The sequence below is a fragment of the Roseococcus sp. YIM B11640 genome (genome assembly GCF_049727625.1).
In the GTDB taxonomy this organism is placed as follows: Bacteria; Pseudomonadota; Alphaproteobacteria; order Acetobacterales; family Acetobacteraceae; genus Roseococcus.
Window position 1 is genome coordinate 183622 of sequence record NZ_JBBJOZ010000001.1, and the last position, 16028, is coordinate 199649.

The 16028-nt window shown below is 67.7% G+C and carries 19 protein-coding genes; 8 read left to right on the forward strand and 11 right to left on the reverse strand.

Annotation, left to right across the window (positions count from 1 at the left end; all coding sequences use genetic code 11):
* Window positions 1-1227 (forward strand): MFS transporter, encoded by a 1227-nt coding sequence (locus tag WJM96_RS00885; protein ID WP_424810528.1) that lies wholly within the window; start codon window positions 1-3, stop codon window positions 1225-1227.
* 25 nt (window positions 1228-1252) lie between these two features.
* Here WJM96_RS00885 and WJM96_RS00890 read toward each other — a convergent pair whose 3' ends face one another.
* The 3 genes from WJM96_RS00890 to WJM96_RS00900 are packed head-to-tail and all read right to left on the reverse strand — an operon-like array spanning window position 1253 to window position 4003.
* A complete protein-coding gene (locus WJM96_RS00890) occupies window positions 1253-2140 on the reverse strand; it encodes a prephenate/arogenate dehydrogenase family protein (protein ID WP_424810529.1) in 888 nt (295 codons plus the stop codon).
* On the reverse strand, window positions 2133-3224 hold the full coding sequence (gene hisC, locus WJM96_RS00895) for a histidinol-phosphate transaminase (RefSeq protein ID WP_424810530.1): 1092 nt from the start codon (window positions 3222-3224) through the stop codon (window positions 2133-2135). Before hisC ends, WJM96_RS00890 begins: the two co-directional genes overlap by 8 nt.
* Window positions 3221-4003, reverse strand: a complete 783-nt coding sequence (locus WJM96_RS00900; protein ID WP_424810531.1) for a chorismate mutase — start codon at window positions 4001-4003, stop codon at window positions 3221-3223. Before WJM96_RS00900 ends, hisC begins: the two co-directional genes overlap by 4 nt.
* Before the next feature lie 111 nt (window positions 4004-4114).
* Between WJM96_RS00900 and metX the strand changes: the two genes are divergently transcribed.
* The 4 genes from metX (at window position 4115) to phbB (ending at window position 7663) form a co-directional block, all read left to right on the forward strand.
* Window positions 4115-5263: a homoserine O-acetyltransferase MetX gene (gene metX, locus WJM96_RS00905; protein ID WP_424810532.1), complete on the forward strand. Its 1149-nt coding sequence runs from the start codon at window positions 4115-4117 to the stop codon at window positions 5261-5263.
* Window positions 5260-5826 carry a DinB family protein gene (locus tag WJM96_RS00910; protein ID WP_424810533.1) on the forward strand — a complete coding sequence of 189 codons (567 nt, stop codon included), beginning with the start codon at window positions 5260-5262 and terminating at the stop codon, window positions 5824-5826. The genes metX and WJM96_RS00910 overlap by 4 nt, the downstream gene beginning before the upstream one ends.
* A gap of 377 nt (window positions 5827-6203) precedes the next feature.
* Window positions 6204-6800 (forward strand): methionine biosynthesis protein MetW, encoded by a 597-nt coding sequence (metW, locus tag WJM96_RS00915; protein WP_424811804.1) that lies wholly within the window; start codon window positions 6204-6206, stop codon window positions 6798-6800.
* Between the two features lie 140 nt (window positions 6801-6940).
* Window positions 6941-7663 carry an acetoacetyl-CoA reductase gene (gene phbB / locus WJM96_RS00920; RefSeq protein ID WP_424810534.1) on the forward strand — a complete coding sequence of 241 codons (723 nt, stop codon included), beginning with the start codon at window positions 6941-6943 and terminating at the stop codon, window positions 7661-7663.
* Here phbB and WJM96_RS00925 read toward each other — a convergent pair.
* The 3 genes from WJM96_RS00925 to WJM96_RS00935 form a co-directional block, all read right to left on the reverse strand.
* A complete protein-coding gene (locus tag WJM96_RS00925) occupies window positions 7638-8537 on the reverse strand; it encodes a sigma-70 family RNA polymerase sigma factor (protein WP_424810535.1) in 900 nt (299 codons plus the stop codon). The genes phbB and WJM96_RS00925 overlap by 26 nt on opposite strands.
* Entirely contained in the window at window positions 8524-8991 is a 468-nt protein-coding gene (locus tag WJM96_RS00930; RefSeq protein WP_424810536.1) for a carboxymuconolactone decarboxylase family protein, read from the reverse strand. The genes WJM96_RS00925 and WJM96_RS00930 overlap by 14 nt, the downstream gene beginning before the upstream one ends.
* 84 nt (window positions 8992-9075) lie before the next feature.
* Complete coding sequence (locus WJM96_RS00935; protein ID WP_424810537.1) at window positions 9076-9534, reverse strand: MarR family winged helix-turn-helix transcriptional regulator; 459 nt, start codon at window positions 9532-9534, stop codon at window positions 9076-9078.
* Between the two features lie 77 nt (window positions 9535-9611).
* On the opposite strand from WJM96_RS00935, the gene WJM96_RS00940 reads away from it, so the two are divergent.
* Window positions 9612-10325 (forward strand): DUF1428 domain-containing protein, encoded by a 714-nt coding sequence (locus tag WJM96_RS00940; RefSeq protein ID WP_424810538.1) that lies wholly within the window; start codon window positions 9612-9614, stop codon window positions 10323-10325.
* 19 nt (window positions 10326-10344) lie between these two features.
* Here the strand turns inward: WJM96_RS00940 and WJM96_RS00945 are convergent, their stop codons facing one another.
* Window positions 10345-10893 carry a TetR/AcrR family transcriptional regulator gene (locus tag WJM96_RS00945; protein WP_424810539.1) on the reverse strand — a complete coding sequence of 183 codons (549 nt, stop codon included), beginning with the start codon at window positions 10891-10893 and terminating at the stop codon, window positions 10345-10347.
* A 134-nt stretch (window positions 10894-11027) separates the two neighbouring features.
* Between WJM96_RS00945 and bdcA the strand changes: the two genes are divergently transcribed.
* Window positions 11028-11741 carry an SDR family oxidoreductase gene (bdcA, locus tag WJM96_RS00950; protein WP_424810540.1) on the forward strand — a complete coding sequence of 238 codons (714 nt, stop codon included), beginning with the start codon at window positions 11028-11030 and terminating at the stop codon, window positions 11739-11741.
* A 42-nt stretch (window positions 11742-11783) separates the two neighbouring features.
* Here the strand turns inward: bdcA and WJM96_RS00955 are convergent, their stop codons facing one another.
* From WJM96_RS00955 to WJM96_RS00965, 3 genes are all read right to left on the reverse strand, one after another.
* The gene (locus tag WJM96_RS00955; protein WP_424810541.1) at window positions 11784-12068 is read right to left on the reverse strand and encodes a hypothetical protein; all 285 of its coding nucleotides are present in this window, start codon (window positions 12066-12068) and stop codon (window positions 11784-11786) included.
* 98 nt (window positions 12069-12166) lie between these two features.
* Window positions 12167-13495 carry an ammonium transporter gene (locus WJM96_RS00960; protein WP_424810542.1) on the reverse strand — a complete coding sequence of 443 codons (1329 nt, stop codon included), beginning with the start codon at window positions 13493-13495 and terminating at the stop codon, window positions 12167-12169.
* A 65-nt stretch (window positions 13496-13560) separates the two neighbouring features.
* Entirely contained in the window at window positions 13561-13899 is a 339-nt protein-coding gene (locus WJM96_RS00965) for a P-II family nitrogen regulator (protein WP_424810543.1), read from the reverse strand.
* Window positions 13900-14109: 210 nt separating this feature from the next.
* On the opposite strand from WJM96_RS00965, the gene WJM96_RS00970 reads away from it, so the two are divergent.
* A complete protein-coding gene (locus WJM96_RS00970) occupies window positions 14110-15369 on the forward strand; it encodes a UbiH/UbiF/VisC/COQ6 family ubiquinone biosynthesis hydroxylase (RefSeq protein WP_424810544.1) in 1260 nt (419 codons plus the stop codon).
* Window positions 15370-15390: 21 nt separating this feature from the next.
* On the opposite strand, the gene WJM96_RS00975 is transcribed toward WJM96_RS00970, so the two are convergent.
* Complete coding sequence (locus WJM96_RS00975) at window positions 15391-15861, reverse strand: DUF2939 domain-containing protein (RefSeq protein ID WP_424810545.1); 471 nt, start codon at window positions 15859-15861, stop codon at window positions 15391-15393.
* Window positions 15862-16028 lie beyond the last annotated feature (167 nt).

Here is a 16028-nt window from a genome sequence, read left to right on the forward strand (position 1 = left end):
ATGTCAATCGCCGCTGCCGCGCCCAGCATCGAGACGCGCAGCTCCTGGATCATTGCCTGTACGGCGACGGCCATGCTGGCACTGGCCGCGGGAGGCCCCATGCTCGTCGTGATCGGGCTGGTGCCCATTGCCGAGAGCCTGGGCACGGGGCGCTCCGTGCCCGCGTTGGCGTCTTCCCTCGCCTATCTGGGCAGCGGGCTCGGTGGCGTCTTCTGCGGCCTCCTGGCGGCGCGGATCGGACAGCGTGCCGTGGCGGTGCTGGGCGGAACATCCATCTTCCTCGGACTCGCGCTGGCTTCCATGGGGCAGTCCTGGTCGTTGCTGGCGGGAATTGGGCTGGGTGTGGGGCTATTGGGCAATGGGGCGTTGTTTCCGCCCATGTTCGCCTACGTCTCCATGTGGTTCGACCGGCGGCGGGGGACGGCGCTGGCGCTCGTCTCGTCGGGCCAGTACGTGGCAGGCTTTCTATGGCCCTTCGTCTTCGAGCGAGCGATCGCGGGCGCCGGGTGGCAACGTGCCATGATAGGCTACGGCCTGCTGGTGGCGATTTCGGTCGTGACGCTCGCCTTGCTGGTGCTCCGGCCGGCACCCGTACCGTTGAGCGGACTATCGGGAGGCCAGGCCCTGCGTGGCCGGCCGGTGCTGGGAATGGCGCCCAATGCGGCCATGGGCTGGATCGCGCTTTGCTCGTTCCTGTGCTGCGTGCCCATGGCGATGCCGGCGGCGCATCTGGTCGCCTTCTGCGGGGATCTCGGGATCAGCGCCTCGCGCGGCGCCGCCATGCTTTCGGTCCTGCTCGCAGCGGCTTTCGTGGCGCGGCAGTTCTGGGGATGGCTCTCGGACCGGATCGGCGGGCTCTGGACGGTCTTCCTGGGCGGTGTGGCGCAGGTGGGCGGCATGCTGGGCTTCCTGGCGACCCAGGACGAGGCTGGGCTGTTCTTCGTCTCCGCCGCCTATGGGCTGGGCTTCGGCGGGATCGTGCCGGCCTACGTGATGGCCGTCCGCTCCCTCTTCCCAGCCCTGGAGGCAAACTGGCGTGTCCCGCTGATGTTCCTGGCGAGCTTGAGCGGCATGGCCTTCGGTGCCTGGCTGGCGGGCGCAATTTACGACCGCGTGGGCTTCTACGCGGCCGCGTGGTGGGTGGGGATCGCCTTCAACCTCGTGCAGCTCGCCATCATGGCTGTGCTGCTTCGGCGCCAGGCGAGATTTCCTGCAGAGGTCGGTTGATTCCAGGACCTGCGAGCAAGCAGGCTCAGGCCTGCTTGTGCTCGATCAGTTCCTTGCGGATCTTCCGGCCGCGCTGGATGCGGTCGACGATGAAGTCCTCCTCACCCCAGCGGATGGCGCGCCCGAAGGCCTGCGCGTCCTCGGTGAAGCGGGCCAGCATCTCCAGCACCGCGGCGCGGTTGTTCAGGAATACGTCGCGCCACATGGCGACATCGCTACCCGCGATGCGCGTGAAATCCCGGAAGCCTGAGGCGGCGAATTTCAACACGCTCTCGCGCGTTTCCTCGGAGAGGTCATCGGCCGTGCCGCAGATCGTGAAGGCAATCAGATGCGGCAGATGCGACACGATGGCCACGACCTTGTCGTGCGTCGTGGCATCCATGCACTCGATCATGGAGCCGCAGCGCGCCCACATCTCCCGCACCTTCGCCGTCGCTTCGGCATCGGTTCCCGGCGCGGGCGTGAGGATGACGTAGCGGTTCTCGAAGAGCGTGGCGAAGCCTGAATCGGGCCCCGAGAACTCGGTGCCGGCCATGGGATGCGCCGGCACGAGATGGACTCCCGCTGGCAGCAGCGGCTCCAGATCCCGGATCACCGATCCCTTGGTCGAGCCTACGTCGGAAAGGATCGCGCCGGGTTTCAGATGCGGTGCGATCTCCGCCATCACCGCGGCATAGGCGCCCACGGGAACGCATAGGATGACGCAGTCCGCGCCTTCCACAGCCTTGGCGGCACTCTCTTCGACGCGATCGGCGAAGCCGAGCTCCCGCACCCGGTCCAGGGTCTTGCCGGTGCGTGCGCTGATCACGACCTCGCGCGCGAGGTCGCCGCGCTCCTTCGCTCGGCGCGCGATGGAGCCGCCGATCAGGCCCGCGCCGATGAGGCAGAGGCGGTCGAAAAGAGGCTCAGCCATCCTGCTTCGCGAAAGCGGCCAGCGCCTCCGCCACCAGCGTGCATTCCTCGCCCGTGCCGATGGTGATGCGCAGGCACTGGCCGAGGCCGTAAGCGCCCATCGCCCGTACGATCAGCCCGCGGGCGCGCAGGAAGGCATCGGCGGCCTTGGCGCGCTCACCCGTGCCGAAATCGGCGAGGATGAAATTGCCGTGGCTCGGCCAGACCTTGATGCCGAGGGCCTCGAGCGCCGCGACCAGCTTGGCGCGCCACTCGTTGTTGTGCGCGACGGATTTTGCCACCCAGCCCTTCTCGGACAGGGCCGCGATGCCGGCCGCCTGGGCGGCGGCGTTGACGTTGAAGGGGCCGCGAATGCGGCTCATCACGTCGATGACCTGCTGGGGCATGTAGGCCCAGCCGAGGCGCATCCCGCCCAGGCCAAAGATCTTGCTGAAGGTGCGCGTCATGACCGTGTTGCCGGACTCGTCCACCAGCTTCTCACCGGGGTCGAAATCGGGCTCGGTCACGTACTCGGCATAGGCGGCATCGAGCACCAGCAGGATGTCACCGCGCAGCCCGGCGCGCAGGCGCCGCACCTCGGAGCTCGGCAGCAGGGCGCCGGTAGGGTTATTCGGGTTCGCCAGGCAGACGATGCGCGTGCGGGGGCCGACGGCTGCCAGGATGCCATCCACATCGGCGACCAGGTTCTTCTCCGGCACCTTGAGCACGCGGCAGCCGGCGTAGTGGCCCGTCAGCTCGTACATCACGAAGCCATGGGCGGACATGATGAGCTCGGTGCCCTCGCCGCCATAGGCGAGGATGAGATAGGCCAGCAGCTCGTCCGAGCCATTGCCGCAGACGATGCGGGCGGGATCCAGGCCGAAATAGCCGCCGATCGCCGTGCGCAGCGCGGTGGCGTTGCCGTCGGGATAGCGGTGCAGCTCCTTCGCCATGGCGGCGTAGGCTTCCTGTGCGGCCGGTGGCGGGCCGAAGGCGCCCTCGTTGCTCGAGAGCTTGATGATCCGGTTCACCCCCGGGATCTTCGATTCGCCGCCCACATAGGGCTCGATCGAGAAGATGGAGGGGCGGGGCAGCAGGGCGTTCATGGGTTCGCGCCTCGTTCGGGGATGGCGTAGCTACCGAGGATGACGGCACCGGCCGGGGCAGGGCCGTTGGTTTCGATGAGGGCCTGAGTTACGCCGTGCTCGCGCCGGATCGCGAGGAGGCGCCCGCCGCCCGAGGCCGCGGCCAGCGCCGAGCGGCTGGCCTCGCCCGGCAGCTCGATGCGCGAGAGCGTGGCGTCATGGCCGGACGGGTCGGCCGGCTGGAGGCCGATGACGGCCGCTTCCATCGCCGGCTCGCGCTCGCTGAAGAAGGGCAGGCGGGCGATCACCGACAGATGGCTGGGGTCGAAATTGGCCCACCATTCCTCCTCGGTGTCGTCGCTTTCGCGGGGCCAGGGGAGGACCGCGATGGTGGCTTCCCGTGCGCTGAGCGCGGCCAGGGCCGCCTGCTGCGACGGATGCTGGCGCTGCGGCGTGGCAGGGCCGAAATGCTCGGCCGCCTGGCGGGCCAGGGTGGCGTCCGGCGGCAGGGCGATGGAAAAGCTGGCCTGCTGAGCGATGGAGCTGGCGAAGAGCTCCCGCCAAAGACGCACCAGGGCGGTACGGGGAAGCGGCCCCTCGTGGCGGGCGAGCAGTCGCCGTAGGATCATGGCCTCGCGGCCGGGGCGCAGCACGGTGCCCGCGGGCTTGCTGCCGCTCTGGCTGAGCCTGTGGACGATCTGCGCCCGGCGGATCAGGAGATCCTGCATCGCGTCGTCGATCGCGTCGATCTCGGCGCGGATCGCGTCCAGGGCTTCGCTGGCGGTGGGGGCTTCGGACATTTAGGGATAGGGCATAGCGGCGCCAGTCATCCACGCCAAGTTACCCGGCACGCGCCGGTGCCATGCGGATGGCGTTGCCCGGTGGCATGCCAGGCCCTACTTTCCATCCCGATGGATCGAGAAGCGCCCTTTCCGGAGGTGGAGCATCAGAAAGCGGTCCTGCCGGACGGGCTCGTCCTGGATTGCGGCGTCACCATCCGGCCCCTTTCCGTCGCCTACCGGACCTATGGGACGCTCAATGCCGCCCGCAGCAACGCCATTCTGGTTTGCCACGCCCTGACGGGCGACCAGTACGTGGCCGAGCGCAACCCCCTGACCGGGCGCCCCGGCTGGTGGGAGGCGATCGTTGGGCCGGGCAAAGCGGTCGATACGGAGCGCTTCTTCGTGATCTGCGCCAACGTCCTCGGCGGCTGCATGGGCTCCACCGGCCCGCGCGAGGAAATGACGGATGCCGCGGGCCTGCCGCAGGGCCGCCCCTGGGGCATCGATTTCCCCTCGGTGACCATCCGCGACATGGTCCGCGCCCAGAAGAAGCTCGTGGAGCATCTGGGCATCGAGCGCCTGCTGGCCGTGATCGGCGGTTCGATGGGCGGCATGCAGGTGCTGGAATGGGCCGCGACTTTTCCGGAAGCCGTCTTCGCGGCCGCCCCGATCGCCACGGCCAGCCACCACTCGGCCCAGAACATCGCCTTCCACGAGGTGGGCCGCGCCGCCATCCACGCGGACCCGGATTGGCGCGGCGGCCGCTACTGGGAGGACGGGCGCATCCCCGCCCAAGGGCTATCGGTCGCGCGCATGGTCGCGCACATCACCTACCTGTCGGAGGCTGCCTTGACCCGCAAGTTCGGGCGGCGACTCCAGGGGGCCCCGGCCGTGACCTTCCTGGAGGACGTGTTCCAGGTGGAGAGCTATCTCCGCCACCAGGGCAGCACCTTCGTGCGCCGCTTCGACGCGAATTCCTATCTGACCATCACCCGCGCGATGGACTATTTCGACCTCTCGAACGAGCATGGCAGCCTGGCTGGTGCCTTCGCGAAGACGTCCAGCCGCTTCTTCGTGGCGAGCTTTTCCTCCGATTGGCTTTTCCCCACGAGCGAGAGTCGCGCGCTCGTCCGTGCGTTGAACGCGGCGGCCGCGCCGGTCAGCTTTATCGAAGTCCCGACGGATAAGGGCCACGACGCCTTCCTGCTGGACGAGCCGGAGTTCCATCGCGCGCTGGGCGGCTTCCTGGCGGGCGCAGCGAGGGCGCTGCAGCTATGACGGCCTATCCCGCGACGCTCTATTTCGCCGCCCAGGCGCGCAACAATGCCTGGGCGAACCATCGCCTCCTCAAGGCCTGCGGCAAGCTCTCGCAGGAAGAGTTCGAGGCGACGCGCACGAGCTTCTTCCCCTCGATCAAGGCGACGCTGAACCACATCCTGATCATCGACTGGTTCTATGTGGACGCCATGGAAGGCGGCACGCTCGGCCCCGCCGCCTTCGCGAACCGCCTGCCCTGCGCCACCGTCGCCGATCTGCAGCGGGAGCAGGCGGCGGTGGACAATCGGCTGATCGCCTGGTGCGAATCGCTGGCCGACCTCAGCCACATCGTCGAGGTCCATCGAGGTGCCCGCATTCAGCGCGAACGCGCGGACCGGCTGCTGCTGCATCTCTTCGAACATGACATTCATCATCGCGGACAGGTCCACGCCATGCTTTCCGGAACCAGCGTCAAGCCGCCGCAGCTGGACGAGTTCTTCTCGGTCGGCGAGGCCTCGCTGCGAGCGGAGGATTTCGCCGAGCTCGGCTGGGCGGAACGCGATATCTGGCCTGACCAGGCGTGAGCCATATTCTCCTGACGCTTCGCGGTTTCTCGGGCCGACCCGAAGACGGGCCTGGCTGGCGCGTCGTCACGCGGCGGCGCGATTTCTCAGGCGCTGAGCGTATCCTGAGAATTTTCGAACGAGAGGCTGCCCGGCTGAAGCCGGGGTTGTGCCTGGTCCTGGTGGATCTTCAGCGCCGGCTGGTGCTGCGTTGGGCCGGCACGACGGACCCTCTCGACGCGCTGAGGAATGAGCCCGGGCTGCCGGAGCTTTCCCTGACCGAAGCCGAGGCGCCGGGACCTGCCGTCATGGTTGCCGAGGAGACAGCTGTTCCGGCGCCCACGGCATCCGCCCGCGGCCGCGTGGCCAATGGCGCCGTCCAGTATGTCGCGAAGAACATGCGGCTGGACCTCAGGCTCATTGCCGGGATGATCCCGCCGAATGTGCGGGTCCTCGATATTGGTTGCGGCGACGGTGCGCTCATGGCGGAGCTTGCCACCAAGGGTGTGGATGCGCGCGGCATCGAGATCGACATGCAGGCGGCCACGGAAGCCGTGGCCCAGGGCCTCGCCGTCATCCATGGCGATGCGGACAACGACCTCGCTTTCTATCCGGATGGCGCCTTTGATTATGTGGTGCTGAGCCGCACCTTGCAGGCCGTCGAAAAGCCGCGAGAAGTTTTGCGGCAGATGCTGCGCATCGGCCGGCACGCGATCGTGAGCTTCCCGAATTTCGGCCATTGGGAGATGCGACTGAAGCTGCTCTTCGGCGGGCGGATGCCGGATACCGAAACCTGGTCGAAGCCGTGGTACGAGACGCCCAATATCCACCCCTGCACCATCCTGGATTTCTTCGAACTGGCGGCGATGGAAGGCTATGTCATCGAGGAGTGGCTGGCCGTGGATGAGAAGGGGCTGAAGGCGCCATGGAGGCGTTCGGCGAGGCTCGCGAACATCTTCGGCGAACAGGCCTTGTTCCAGCTGCGGCGCGGCTGAACCGGGCGTTCCATTTTGCTGCGCTGCACACGCGCTGCGGCTGACAAACCCAATATCCAGCTTGAGATTTCGATGGCGAAGGGATGTGCCCTTCGCGCAGACTTCCCATGGTCAACGAGGTTTCAGGGAGGGTTCCCCACATGGCGCGGGTGGCATTGGTGACGGGTGGTCAGCGCGGCATCGGTGCGGCGATCAGCGAGGCGCTGCAAACGGCAGGCCGCAAGGTCGTGGCGAACTATGCCGGCAATGACGCGGCGGCCGCCGAGTTTACGGCACGCACGGGCATTCCCTGCATGAAGTTCGACGTTTCCGACTTCGAGCAATGCGTCGCGGCCGTCGCGAAGATCGAGGCCGAGCACGGCGCCATCGAGATCCTGGTGAACAACGCCGGCATCACCCGGGACGCCGTGATGAAGCGGCTCGATCGGAAGATGTGGGATGAGGTGATCGATACCAACCTCGGGTCCTGCTACAACCTCTGCAAGGCGGTCTGGGATGGGATGAGCGCGCGCAAGTTCGGGCGCATCGTGAACATCGGCTCGATCAACGGGCAGGCCGGGCAGTATGGCCAGGTGAACTACGCGGCCGCCAAATCCGGCATCCATGGCTTCACCAAGGCGCTGGCGCAGGAAGGCGCGCGCGCCCAGATCACCGTGAATGCGATCGCGCCCGGCTATGTGGATACGGAGATGGTGCGCGCCGTGCCGGCCGAGGTTCTGGAGAAGATCATCGCGCGCATCCCGCGCGGTCGCCTCGGCACGGCGCAGGATATTGCGCGCGGCGTGCTCTTCCTGACGGCGGACGACGCGGACTTCGTCACGGGCTCCACGCTATCCATCAATGGCGGGCAGCATATGTACTAGGGCCATCCAGCATCTGCGCGATCCGGTGAAGCTTGTCCGGGTTGCGCGTGATGTAGATGCGCGTGATGCGCCCGCCCTCGATCTCCAGGGCGGTGGTCTGCAGCACACCCCCGCGTTCGCGGCTGGCGAAGCCCGGAAGGCCGTCGACGATAAGCGGGCGCAGGAATTCGGCGGGCTCGGCCTTCGGCTTGCGGTGCAGGCGGTCGAAAAGCCGCAGGACGCGGGCCATGCCCTCGATGGGATTCAGGAAGGCGAGCACCTTTCCTCCGCCATCCGACTGCAGCACCACATTCTCGGCGAGGAGCGACTGCAGCGCCGCCGTGTCGCCGCTGCGCGTCGCCGCGAAGAAGGCGCGGGCGATGCGGTCGCCTTCCTCTGGCGCGACCGGATAGCGCGGCCGAGCCTCCTGCACGTGCCGTCGCGCGCGTACGGCAAGTTGCCGCACGGCCGGCGCATCGCGGTCCAAGGTCGTCGCCACTTCTTCCAGCGGGACGGCGAAGACGTCGTGCAGCAGGAAGGCGGCGCGCTCCAGCGGCGAGAGGCGTTCCAGGGCCAGCATGAGGGTCAGCGTCAGGTCGTCCGCCTGCTCTTCCGGTTCCGTGGTGAGCATGGGCTCGGGCAACCAGCTTCCGACATAGGTCTCGCGGCGCGAGCGCGCGGATTTTATGGCATCCAGGCAGAGACGCGTGACGGTGCGGGAAAGGAAGGCGCCGGGGGACTGGACCTTGTCGTGCCCGGCCCCGCTCCAGCGCAGCCAGGCCTCCTGCACCACATCCTCGGCTTCCGCGAGGGAGCCGAGCATGCGGTAGGCGAGGCGCCGCAGCCGGGGGCGCTGCGCCTCGAAGATCTGCGTCGCCTGGTCAGGCGGCGTCACGGGTTTCGTCCACGGGATGCGCGGCGCGGAAGCCGACCTGAAGCCGGTTCCAGGTGTTGATCGAACCGATCAGCAGCGTCAGCTGCACCTGCTCGGCCTCGGTGAACTCGGCCTTCAGGGCCTCGTAATCGGCGTCCGGCGCCCCTGTCTCGGCGAGGCGGGTCAGCGCCTCGGTCCAGCCGAGCGCGGCGCGCTCGCGCGCGGAGTACAGCGTGGATTCGCGCCAGGCGTTGAGCATGTAGATGCGCATCTCCGTCTCGCCGTGCCGGCGCAGATCGGTGGCGTGCATGTTGAGGCAGAAGGCGCAGCCGTTGATCTGCGAGGCGCGCATCCGCACCAGCTCCATCAAATTGTGCTCCAGGGACGATTTCCGGAAGCTGGCCTCGAGCGCCATCATGGCCTTGATGGATTCCGGTGCGTAGCCGTGGGCATTGGTCAGTCGCGGGGTAGTCATCTTCGGGTCTCCGTTGGTCGGGATGCCCACAAGACGAGTTGGTCCATCGGGTCGTGACATGGCGCCGCGAAATTTTTCCGCCGCTCAGGCGACAGCGCGAAGGCCCGCGCGGAGGTCCGTCGCGCCCGTTTGCTCCAACAGGTGATCGACCTCGGCATGGGTCGCCCGCCAGATGGGCAGCGCGGCGGCCAATGCCGCACTCCCGGCGGGGGTGAGGACGAGCCGTCGGGCGCGGCGGTCATGCGCATCCACGCGAGTTTCGAGCAGGCCGCGCCGTTCCAATGGCTTGAGGTTGGCGGTGAGCGTCGTGCGGTCCATCGCGAGAAGCGAAGCGACGGAGGCCATCGAGGCAGGCTCGGGGCGGTTGAGCGACATCAGCAGCGAGAATTGCCCATTGGTGAGCCCCACCGGGCGCAGCGCCTCGTCGAAGCGGCGCGCAAGGCTGCGGGCGGCGGCCTGGACGGCGAGGCAGAGGCAATGGTCACGCACATGCAGCGTATCCTGGAAGGAAACTGACGATGCTGCCGCATGGGATTTTGACATGGCCCAATTATGTTGATATCAACTCATGACGTCAAGACTGATACGAAATCGAAATCAGCGCATTCAGGGAGTTTCTCATGGCCTATGTCGAAGGATTCGTCGTGGCGGTGCCCGGCGCCAACAAGGAAGCCTATCGCCGCCATGCGGCCGAGGCGGCACCGCTCTTCAAGGAATTCGGCGTCAGCCGCGTGGTCGAGGCCTGGGGCGACGACGTGCCGGACGGTAAGCTCACGGACTTCAAGGGAGCGGTGAAGGCGAAGGAGGACGAGTCGATCGTCTTCGCCTGGTTCGAATACCCTGACCGCGCCGCGCGGGACGCCGCGACCCGGCGCATGATGGAGGATCCGCGGGCGAAGGCGATGAGCGTCAATCTCCCCTTCGACGGTAAGCGTATGATCTTCGGCGGCTTCGCATCGGTGATCGACCAGGGCGAGACGGGCGCCATGGGCTATGTGGACGGCTCGCTCCTCCCAGTGCGGGCCGCGAGCCGTGAGGCCTATCTGGCCCAGGCGGAGGAGTTCTCCGCCATCTTCCGCGAGCATGGAGCCACCCGCGTGGTGGCCGCCTGGGCCGATGACGTGCCGGACGGCAAGGTCACGGACTTCAAGGGCGCAGTGAAGGCCGAGCCGGATGAGGCGGTCGTCTATTCCTGGATCGAATGGCCCTCGCGGGCCGTGCGGGATGCGGGCTGGGACAAGATCATGCAGGATCCACGCATGCATGCGGCGCCGCTGGTGCATGACGGGAGGCGCCAGGTCCATGGCGGTTTCGCGCCGATGATCGACGCCTGACGTTGGCGCCGGACGGGAGCTATGCGGTCCGGATCACTGAGGCGCAAAGCTCCCGCTCGACCGCCAGGGCGCCGAGCCTGGCCGTTTCCACGAGGCGTTCGATGCCGTGACCCTCGCGGGCCATGGCGGAGAGGCCGCTCATCATCGTCCCGACATAGTCGGCCAGCCGCCCCGCGGACTCTGGATGCGTGGCGGCGACGAATTCACGGATGGCGGCCACGCCCGCCGAGGTGAGCGCGCGGGCGGCATTGCGAGCGTCAGGATCGTTGCAGCGGGTCCCCTCGATCGCGAGGCAGCCGGCGGCGGCCGTGTTGGCGCCGTATCGGCGGGCCGCATCCTCCAGCACGGCGGAAAGGGCTTCAGCTACGGGGCGCCCTGGGCGAAGGATTTCCGCGAGCGGCACGCCCTCCGTCGCTGAATAGTGGGCCAGGACGCGCGTGTAGAGAGCCGCCTTGCTGCCGAAGGCGGCGTAGAAGCTCGGCGGGTTGATGCCCAGCGCTTCCGTGATGTGGGCGACGCTCACCGCATCATAACCACGCGCGTGAAAGAGGCCCTGGGCAACAGCCATGGCCTGATCCGGGTCGAAGCCTCTCGGCCGGCCACGGGGCCGGGATATATTTGTAGTCAATCCTACAAAACTCCTTGACGGTGCCCTGCGCGAATTTATGTAGGCACCACTAAATTAAATCTCAAGGAGCGGTCATGACCAGCTTTCAGGGCAAATCCATTCTCGTGCTTGGCGGAAGCCGTGGGATCGGCGCGGCGATTGTCCGTCGCTTCGCCGCCGACGGTGCCGCCGTCACCTTCACCTATGCCGGATCCCACGAGGCCGCGGAGCGGCTGGCGGCCGAGACGGGCAGCACGGCCGTCGTGACGGACAGCGCCGATCGGGATGCGGTGATCGCGCGGGTGCGCGACAGCGGGCCGCTGGACATCCTCGTGGTGAATGCGGGAGTAGGCGCCTTCGGCGACCCGCTGGAGCAGGACCCTGACGCGGTGGACCGGCTGATCCGGATCAACGTGAATGCCCCTTACCACGCAGCGGTTGAGGCGGCGCGACGCATGCCGGATGGCGGGCGGATCATCGTGATTGGCTCCGTGAACGGGGACCGGATTCCCTTTCCGGGACTCTCAGCCTACGCGATGAGCAAGTCGGCTCTGCAGGGCATGGCCCGCGGCCTCGCGCGGGACTTCGGCCCGCGCGGCATCACGGTGAATGTCGTGCAGCCCGGCCCGATCGACACGGACCTGAACCCGGCGGATGGGCCGATGAAGGACATCCAGCACGCCGTCATGGCTCTGAAGCGTCACGGGCGGCCCGAGGACGTGGCGGGAATGGTGGCCTGGCTCGCGGGACCGGAGGCCAGCTTCGTCACCGGGGCCATGCACACGATCGACGGCGGCTTCGGCGCCTAAGCGAGTGATCCAGGGGGTGGTCGGAGCGGCCACTCCTTCGGATCAGATGAATTTCCCTCGCAGGAATCCCAATGCCGGCAGAGGGGTCCACTTCCGAGGCAGGTCCGAGCGCCTGATCGGGGTCACTGAGTAATGCGGGACCGGCTGCTTGGACCGCACGAGGAAGTCCTCATAGGCCCGCACCTGTTGCGCCCGCCATGCCCGGTCTTCCAGGGCGGCAGTCCGGCTGCGAAAAATCTCGGCGACGCGGTTGGCGCGCCCAACGGTCGCCACCACGGCCCATAACGTATCCTCGTCGCCCCTGGGAACGACCGCCATGCTCGCCATAGGGATCAGTGAAGTCTCCCCGCCCGTGCCCGGTCAAGCACAACGAAAAGGGCGCCGGAGGTGTCCCCGGCGCCCGATTCATTCCCGACAGGCAAGGTTCAGCCGAGACGCTCGCCATGCTGCGTGACGTCGAGACCCTCGCGTTCCTCTTCCTCGCTGACGCGCAGGCCGACGATGCCGTCCACGATCTTCAGCAGGATGGCCGAGGCCACCGCGGTGAAGACGAAGACCGCGACCACCGCATAGATCTGGATCAGCAGCTGGTCCGTCGAGCCCGAGATGCCTTCCGGCGCCGCCGTCGTGGCCGAGAGCGGGCCATAGGCGAGGATGCCGGTCAGCAGCGCGCCGACGATGCCGCAGATCCCGTGCACGCCGAAGGCGTCCAGGCTGTCGTCGTAACCGAGCCAATGCTTGAGCGCGGTGGCGCCCCAGAAGCCGGCCAGACCCGCGACCACACCGATGATGATGGACGAGCCCGGCAGCACGAAGCCGGCGGCCGGCGTGATGGCGACGAGGCCGGCCACGGCACCGGAGATGACGCCGAGGACGGAGGGCTTACCCTTGGTGGCCCATTCCGCGATCATCCAGGTCAGGGCCGCGGCGGCCGCCGCCGTGTTGGTGACGAGGAAAGCCATGCCCGCACGGCCGCCGGCTGCACCGGCCGAGCCCGCGTTGAAGCCGAACCAGCCGACCCACAGCAGCGAGGCGCCGATGACGGCGAAGGCCAGGTTGTACGGGGACATGTTCTCGGTGCCGTAGCCCGTGCGCTTGCCCAGGATCAGCGCGCCGACGAGGCCCGCGACACCGGCGTTGATGTGCACGACCGTGCCGCCCGCGAAGTCCAGCGCGCCGAGGGCGAAGATCCAGCCATTCGGATGCCAGACCCAGTGGGCGATCGGCGAGTAGACCAGCAGCGTCCACAGCAGCGTGAAGACCAGCAGGCCGGAGAACTTGATGCGATCCGCGAGCGCGCCGGTGATCAGCGCCGCCGTGATGATGGCGAAGGTCATCTGGAAGACGACGAAGACGCTCTCAGGGATCGTGAACGCCACCGCGCCGTCGCCCGAGCCCAGGCTGAACGGCTTGTCCCAGCTGTCGGCGATGCCGCTGAGCATCAGGCGGGAGAAGTCGCCGATATAGGCGCCACCCTCACCGAAGGCGAGGCTGTAGCCCACGACGATCCAGGCCACCGAGACCAGCGCCGTGATGGCGAAGGACTGCGCGAGGGTGGAAAGCAGGTTCTTCTTACGGACCATGCCGCCGTAGAAGAGCGCGAGGCCGGGAATCGTCATCATCAGCACGAGCGCCGTGGAGACGAGCATCCAGGCGGTGTCACCCGTGTCCACCTTCGCGTCCTGCGCGAAGGCCGGCATCGACAGGGCCAGCAGCGGGGCGGCCGAAAGGGCGCCGCGCGTCCAGGATTTCATGTTGCAAATTCTCCCGAGGATCATGCGCGACGGCGCGCGCTCATTTCGTTGAGGGCAGGGATGCTTCACAGCGCGGCCCCGTCGGTTTCGCCCGTCCGGATGCGCAGCGCGCGGTCCAGGTCGAGAACGAAGATCTTGCCGTCGCCGATCTTGCCGGTCCGGGCTGAAGCGGCGATGGCCTCGACGACCGCGTCTACGAGTTCGGACGCGACGGCGACCTCGATCTTGAGCTTCGGCAGGAAGCTGACCTGGTACTCGGCCCCCCGGTAGATTTCGGTCTGGCCTTTCTGGCGACCGAATCCCTTCACTTCCGTCACCGTCAGCCCCTGAACGCCGAGCGGGGTGAGCGCATCGCGCACCTCGTCCAGCTTGAAGGGCTTGATGACCGCCATCACGAGCTTCATCCGCCTGCCTCTCTCCCAATTTCGAGCCATCGCAAACCGATGGTCAGTCAGCCGCCTTTCAAGTTGCGTGCCAATCACGCAAACCCTGTGATTCCTGGGGTTACGGACAAATCTGCCCGAATCTTAAGCAGAGACGCCCACGCGCGGCGTGAAGTTCGGCGGCGCCGAGGTGGCTCTCGTTCGGCGAGGGGTTGGGTTAAGCTCGGCGCCATGAGCATACCCTTGCCTGACACGCTGCCTCCTCCGCCCGAAGACGTCGCGGTGGCGATCATCGGCGCAGGCCCGGTCGGCGCCACGCTCGCCGCCGCCCTTGCCGCACGTGGAGTTCCCTGCGCGGTCGTGGACGCGGCCCCGCTGCCGCCAATGGCGATGGCCGGCTTCGACGGCCGCGCCTATGCGATCGCCCTTGCATCCAAGCGGCTGTTGGAGGCCGCCGGCGTATGGGACCGCCTGCCCGCCACGCCCTGTCCCATCGAGGGCATCAAGGTGGCGGATGGGCGTGTCGGCGAAGCCCCTTCCCCGCTCGATCTGGATTTCGAAGCCGCCGAAGTGGCCGAGGATCCCTTCGGATGGATGGTCGAGGCCCGGGCCCTGCGTGTGGCGCTCAATGCAAGGCTGCCGCACCTGCCCAACCTCTCCGTCTACGCGCCCATGACAGCGAGGGTGGAACGTGGGCCGGACGCCGTGACGGTGCATCTGGCCGATGGGCGGGATATCCGGGCGCGCCTGGTGGTGGGCGCCGAAGGGCGGAACAGCCCGCTTCGCCAGGCCGCAGGTATCGGCGTCGCGCGCCACGACTACGGGCAGATCGGTCTCGTCGGGGCCTTTGCGCACGAGAATCCCCACCATAACCGCGCCCTGGAACTCTTCCTGCCGGCGGGGCCCTTCGCGCAGCTGCCGCTCTCCGACCTCGGCAGCTTCGGGACGAGCGCCCTTCCGCATGCTTCCGCCTTCGTTTGGACGGAGCGGCGGCCGGTGGCGCAGCGCATGCTGGCGCTTCCCGACGCGGATTTCGCGCGCGAGCTGCGCCGGCGGATCGGAGATCATCTCGGCGCCATCGAGCCGATCGGACGCCGGTGGCATTATCCGCTGAGCGCCATGCACGCGACCCGGTACGTGGCCGAACGGCTTGCGCTGGTGGGCGACGCGGCCCACGGGATGCACCCGATTGCCGGGCAAGGGTTGAACATCGGTTTCCGGGACGTGACCGCGCTGTCCGAGCTGGTGGCGGAGGCCTATGCCGCCGGCCAGGATGTCGGCAGCCCGGCCCTCCTGGCGCGCTATCAGGCGCGGCGGCGCCCAGATGCGCTGATGATGATCGGCGCGACGCATGTGCTGGAAAAGCTTTTCGGCAATGACTTCGGGCCAGTGCGACTGGCGAGGCGCCTCGGGATCGCGGCCGTGAACCGTCTCCCGCCGCTCAAGCGCGCCTTCGCTCGGCAGGCGATGGGATTGCGCGCCCTCGGCTGAAGGCCGGGGCAGCCGTCTTCCCTACAGCCTGCCCGCGCGGCTCGGCAGGGCGACGGCGCTGATGACCCAGCGCAGCCGTATGGGATCGGCAAGCGTCAACTCCATACGGAGCCGGCGGCCGGGTGAATGAGGCGCCGTCAACGTCACTTCCCAACGGTCCAGGCCCAGGATCCGGATGGCCCCGAGCATGTCGCGGCCCCGAGCCGTCGCATCCGAAAAGCGCTCGTAGAGGAGCGCGGTCAGTTCTTCGGGCGAGGTGAGACGGCGGCCGAGCTCCTGCGCCATGTCGACGAGAAAGCCGGGAGTGGCTTCCGGCAGCATGGCTTCGCGCGCCAGCTCGGTCTCGACGGCGGGCGCGAGGCTGTTCCAATCGATCCGTTCCGACAGGGCCGCGCTGTCGCGACGCTGGATCGCGCCAGCGACGCCAACAGCCTGCGCGATCGGGCTGACCAGATAAAGTGCGCCCACCAAGAACCCGATCAGGGCGACCACTGGCGCCAAACGCGGCTTGGCCGAAATCCGCGGAGCCTGGCTTGGAACTGTCCGTACCAGTGTTGGGGGAGCGCCCCGCGCCTGCCGAGCATCGAACTCCGCCCAAATCTCATCCCAAATACTGGATGCTGCCGCGGCCATGTCGCCTCCTCGTCCCGCCAGCAGCG